Raw genomic sequence first — 3,021 nt, 5'->3', positions numbered from 1 at the left:
AGTCGCTGACCGATGGGGGGATGGTGATCTGTTTCCGGCCCGAACGCGGAGCGCCGGTCGAGCTCACCTTGAAACTGGATGATCGCGAACGGGTGATGGGCATGAGGCTCGCTATCGCAGCAGCGTTTTTCGCCGACCGAAACCGCCCTTTCGCGCTCGACGCGCTAAAGACCGCGCTGGCGGTACTAGCGGACGGGCGCGGTGCGCCCGGGTCGCTTGGGTCGCTGGTGGCGCATCTGGAAGCGGAGATGGGCGCACCCGTCTTACCTCCAAAACCGTCCGCCGAGGTCACCACCGCGCTCGCCGTCGTTGCCGGGCGCACGGCGCACTGGCAAGCGGAGGGGCGACGTTTTATGGTCTCGCTCGATTCGGAGGGTCAGGCGCTTGTTCTCTCCGCTTCACCCACGACGCCATAGTGTGTAGCCCTTACCCGATAGGGTGATGATCATCGTGCTGCGGCGCAGTGCGGAGCAGCGGGTTGGATGCTATCCGTTATTGGAAAGCCCGGAATGGAACAACCAAGTTCGCACCCGCCATCCTATCGAGAACTCGGACGCTGGGCGGGTGACACCGGGGGTCTTTCTTCGAGCCTCTAATCATCTTGATGAAGGTAACCCGGATCCACCCGATTCGCCATCCGCGAGAAGGGTTTTAGGTGATCGTCAACGAACAATCACAGTACACTGAGTAAAATTGATTGGGCATTCGTGCCCGCTGAACCGCCTAACTGTGGAGAGACCGGCGAGATGAGAGGGTGCTGACGCCGTATCGTGCAAGTCGGGTGGTCGCCGTTTCAGGCGAGCAGATTTTCGATCTCGTGGCCGATGTGGAACGTTATCCCGAATTTCTGCCGCTGATGCGAAAGGCGCTGATTATCCGCCGCGACCCCCGCAGTTACGAAACCCAGCAAACATTGGCGCTGGGTCTAATGATCTACCGGTTTCGCACCCGCACCGAATTAAACCGGCCGCATTCGATTCGGGTGACTTCCACAGACTGGGCCTTTCGCCGCTTCGAGATCGGTTGGTCTTTCACGCCAACCCCCGACGGACAGTGCCGCGTCGATTTTGTCCTTGACTGCGAAATTCGCGCACTGTGGCTCAATCCATTCGGCGAGGTCCTGGTCGCGCAGATGGGCTTGACGATGGTGGATGCCTTCGTGACGCGAGCGCATCAGTTGAACCCGACTTCCTCCCTCTCATAGCGGCTGATTCCAACCATGGCTCATCCACACCCTCCCCAAGATTCTCCCCCTCCGCCCAGTCTGATGCAGATTATCCTGAGCGTACTGGCCGCCTTTTTCGGGGTGCAGAGCGAACGGAACCGCGAACGGGATTTTGGGCGCGGCAAGGCGATTCACTACATTGTGATAGGCGGGGTGATGACGATTGTGCTGATCGTAGCGCTGGTCGGCTTGGTCAAGTGGGTGTTGCACGTATCAGGCGTTTAGTCCATCGTCCTGCGCCGGTCAAGCGGATCAAACCTCAAGGGGGCGCTAAGGGCATAGCTTGGATCGATGCACTGAGGCGGAACAGTCTCATCACCGAACGACCACATAGCGTCTCACACGGTACGCCGTCCTTGCTCCCCTCCAGCGCACCTGATCCCGTCATCGAACTTCACTTACCGGCGATTGTGGGTACCGGCCCAGACCGCAAGGTAGACCTCGCTCAGGAACAGACTCCACGCCGCCACCATGGACACCATCGCCAGCACGAACAAACCGGCGACGACCTGAGCCAACTCGACCGACAGCAACGCCCCTAGAAACGCCCCCGCCACCACCAGGCACACCAATAGCGCACCGAACACCGCAAACAGGATAGCGAAATAGATCAGGTTGCCTCGGCGGATCAACAGCGGCATTTCCTGTTGTTGTTCTGCGGCGGATGCGCCGGTGAGCGTATCTAATCGATCCTGCACCACGCGCCGCCGGTCCACAATCCGCCCCAGCCGGGTGCTCAAAATCGTGATCAGGGTGCCCATGGCGACCAGCAGGAACGCCGGGGCGACCGAGAGTTGGATCACGCGGGTAATATCAGTGAGGTGCGATTCCATCACGGGGCCGGGTAGAGGCGGACGTTGGGCGTGATTCAGGGCAACACGTCTTCACTACGCAAATGCGTATCGGGCGGTTGCGGCCCTGGTTCGCCGATGGGTTCGTTGACGAACAGCGGACACGGCTGCTGGCTGGCTTGCCAGCGATCCATAAACTCGCCCAGGTGCTGCCGTTCATCCCGTTCCCGCTCCAAGTAGTCCAGCAGGTTTTGCACCGTGGCGTTATGGCCGGTGGCCGTCATTCGGGTACTGAAATAGGCCCAGCGCAGATACAGCACGAAGGTATTGAGGACATCGCCCTCGCAATAGCGATTGATGGCGGCGAAATCGCCCGCTTGCGCCTGTTCCGCCACGTCCGCGCCGTGACCGTTCCACTTGCCCGGCAACCCTAACGCCGTTCGGCTGAGCTCACGGCGAAGCCCGCGCCGCTTCATCCAGACTCAAGCGCGGCGAGGCGCCGTTATCACTGAGCACATCCATCAAGTCGCAATGCCAGTTCACTTGATAGCGGTAGTCGTAACCATAGCGGGGATCGGTACGATGCCATTGCTGCGCGGTCAGCCCATGAATCAACGACCGTTGTTTGAGTACGGCCACATCAAAGCCGCGCCCGTTCCACGTCACCAAGCGCGGTTTCTGTTTATCGATCATTTGCCAGAATCCAGCCAATAGCTCCCGCTCGCTGCGGTCGGCGATACTGGCCGCGCCCAATTTGCGCACCGCATAGCGTTCGCCTTGCCCGTCGCGTTCGATCCGCGCCAGCAGGAAGCCCAAAGTGATGATCTGATGCTGGATCGGCTTGGGAAACACTGCGGGATCGCGGTCAACCGGCAGAAGGGCGGTATCGGGGCGGGTTTCGAGGTCGAGAACCAGCAGGTGAGTGGGTGTCATCATCTACAAAAGACATTATCAATAACTGATTTAACAGAAAAATTTTTACTCAATTTATTGATTAATAAAAAC

6 protein-coding genes are annotated in these 3,021 nt (G+C 59.4%); 3 read left to right on the top strand and 3 right to left on the bottom strand.

From position 1 onward, the window contains the following. The 3 genes from BN874_RS05280 to BN874_RS05270 all read left to right on the top strand — a co-directional run. A partial coding sequence (locus BN874_RS05280) for a hypothetical protein (RefSeq protein WP_230314342.1) occupies window positions 1-416 on the top strand: 416 nt, incomplete at its 5' end. 338 nt (window positions 417-754) lie between these two features. Further along, entirely contained in the window at window positions 755-1,204 is a 450-nt protein-coding gene (locus tag BN874_RS05275; protein ID WP_051497457.1) for a type II toxin-antitoxin system RatA family toxin, read from the top strand. 15 nt (window positions 1,205-1,219) lie between these two features. Continuing rightward, on the top strand, window positions 1,220-1,450 hold the full coding sequence (locus tag BN874_RS05270; protein WP_051497456.1) for a DUF2970 domain-containing protein: 231 nt from the start codon (window positions 1,220-1,222) through the stop codon (window positions 1,448-1,450). A gap of 173 nt (window positions 1,451-1,623) precedes the next feature. On the opposite strand, the gene BN874_RS05265 is transcribed toward BN874_RS05270, so the two are convergent. The 3 genes from BN874_RS05265 to BN874_RS25995 are packed head-to-tail and all read right to left on the bottom strand — an operon-like array spanning window position 1,624 to window position 2,952. Then, entirely contained in the window at window positions 1,624-2,058 is a 435-nt protein-coding gene (locus BN874_RS05265) for a DUF2721 domain-containing protein (RefSeq protein ID WP_034431364.1), read from the bottom strand. Window positions 2,059-2,093: 35 nt separating this feature from the next. Then, window positions 2,094-2,492, bottom strand: coding sequence for a hypothetical protein (locus BN874_RS26000; protein ID WP_051497455.1), 399 nt, complete (start codon window positions 2,490-2,492; stop codon window positions 2,094-2,096). Continuing rightward, entirely contained in the window at window positions 2,467-2,952 is a 486-nt protein-coding gene (locus tag BN874_RS25995; protein WP_051497454.1) for a ribonuclease H-like domain-containing protein, read from the bottom strand. The genes BN874_RS26000 and BN874_RS25995 overlap by 26 nt, the downstream gene beginning before the upstream one ends. Between the last annotated feature and the right edge of the window lie 69 nt (window positions 2,953-3,021).

This window comes from Candidatus Contendobacter odensis Run_B_J11, assembly GCF_000531125.1.
GTDB classification, from domain to species: domain Bacteria; phylum Pseudomonadota; class Gammaproteobacteria; order Competibacterales; family Competibacteraceae; genus Contendibacter; species Contendibacter odensensis.
The sequence above is the reverse complement of the archived record's forward strand: the minus strand, read 5'-3'. Positions and strand labels throughout refer to the sequence as shown.

What these genes read in the sequence shown, in the direction of transcription:
- BN874_RS05270 (WP_051497456.1), top strand. Translation starts at nt 1,220, where the DNA reads ATGGCTCATCCACACCCTCCCCAAGATTCTCCCCCTCCGCCCAGTCTG.
- BN874_RS05265 (WP_034431364.1), bottom strand. Translation starts at nt 2,058, where the DNA reads ATGGAATCGCACCTCACTGATATTACCCGCGTGATCCAACTCTCGGTC.
- BN874_RS26000 (WP_051497455.1), bottom strand. Translation starts at nt 2,492, where the DNA reads ATGAAGCGGCGCGGGCTTCGCCGTGAGCTCAGCCGAACGGCGTTAGGG.
- BN874_RS25995 (WP_051497454.1), bottom strand. Translation starts at nt 2,952, where the DNA reads ATGATGACACCCACTCACCTGCTGGTTCTCGACCTCGAAACCCGCCCC.